Origin of the sequence: Streptomyces africanus, from assembly GCF_002150735.1 — a bacterium.
In the GTDB taxonomy this organism is placed as follows: domain Bacteria; phylum Actinomycetota; class Actinomycetes; order Streptomycetales; family Streptomycetaceae; genus Streptomyces; species Streptomyces africanus.
The window spans coordinates 392-1,445 of sequence record NZ_MUKA01000688.1 but is presented as its reverse complement, the minus strand read 5'-3'; the positions used below and the strand labels follow the sequence as shown (position 1 = coordinate 1,445).

Below are 1,054 nucleotides of genomic sequence, written 5' to 3'. Positions count from 1 at the left end.
CGGGCCGCGCGTTCGTGCGCCGCCCGGGCGTCCGCGAGCGGAAACGTGCTGTCGATCGCGACGCGGACCGTGCCCGCGTCGAGCAGGCGTCCCAGTTCGGCGAGCTGCGCGCCGTTCGAGCGGACCTGGGCGATCGAGACCGTGACGCCCAGCTTCGCGGTCTCCTCGTCGTCGTATTCGCCGGGGAACACCGGGAAAATGGCGCCGCCGTGCTTGAGCGTGTGCAGGAAGCGGCTGCTGTGGGGGCCGCCGACGGTGTCGAGGACCAGGTCGATGTCGTGCACGAGTTCCTCGGGACGACTCCTGGTGTAGTCGATGAACTGGTCGGCGCCGAGCTCGCTCAGGAACGATTCATGCGCGCCTGACGCCACCGCGATGACGCGTGCGCCCTTCCATTTCGCCAGCTGGACCGCGAAGTGGCCCACACCGCCCGCGGCGCCGTTGACCAGCACCGTCGTGTCGGAGTCGAGCGGCACCGGACGGTGCTTCGCCTCCTGGAAGGGCGAGGGGTGATCGTGTCCGACCTCGATCAGGTACTGCCACACCGTCAGCCCGGCCATGGGTGCCCCGGCGNNCGACGGCCTCGACGACGCCCGACACGTCCGTCCCCGGAATCACCGGCAGGCTGACCGTCGATCCTGACCCGGGCACGCTGGTCAGCCCGCCGCGCAGGTACCAGTCCGGTGGGTTGACGCCGACCGCGTGCACACGCACGAGCACCTCACCCGGTCCCGGCTCGGGAATCGGCACCTCGTCGTAACGCAGAACTTCAGGACCGCCGTGCTCATGGAGCCGGACCGCCCTCATCGTGTGTGTCGGCATCGTTCTCTCCTGCCCGCGCTGCGGGATAGGCTTATTCGGATCAGCGCTCCACATAAGTGGATCGCTGATCCGAATATATGGACCACTGATCCGGATAGTCAAGAGGGGCAGATGCGGGCCGACGCCAGGAAGAACCGCGACCACCTGCTCGCCGTAGCGGGCACCGCCATCGCCGAGCAAGGCGTCGACGTGTCACTGCGCGACATCGCGCGCAGGGCCGACGTCGGACTCG

At 68.7% G+C, this 1,054-nt stretch carries 2 pseudogenes; one reads left to right on the top strand and one right to left on the bottom strand.

Going from position 1 to position 1,054, the window contains the following annotated elements:
- Positions 1-822: pseudogene (locus tag CCL05_RS43425) on the bottom strand (NADP-dependent oxidoreductase); the annotation flags it as partial.
- Positions 823-933: 111 nt separating this feature from the next.
- Here CCL05_RS43425 and CCL05_RS47005 point away from each other — a divergent pair.
- A pseudogene (locus tag CCL05_RS47005) lies at positions 934-1,054 on the top strand (TetR/AcrR family transcriptional regulator); the annotation flags it as partial.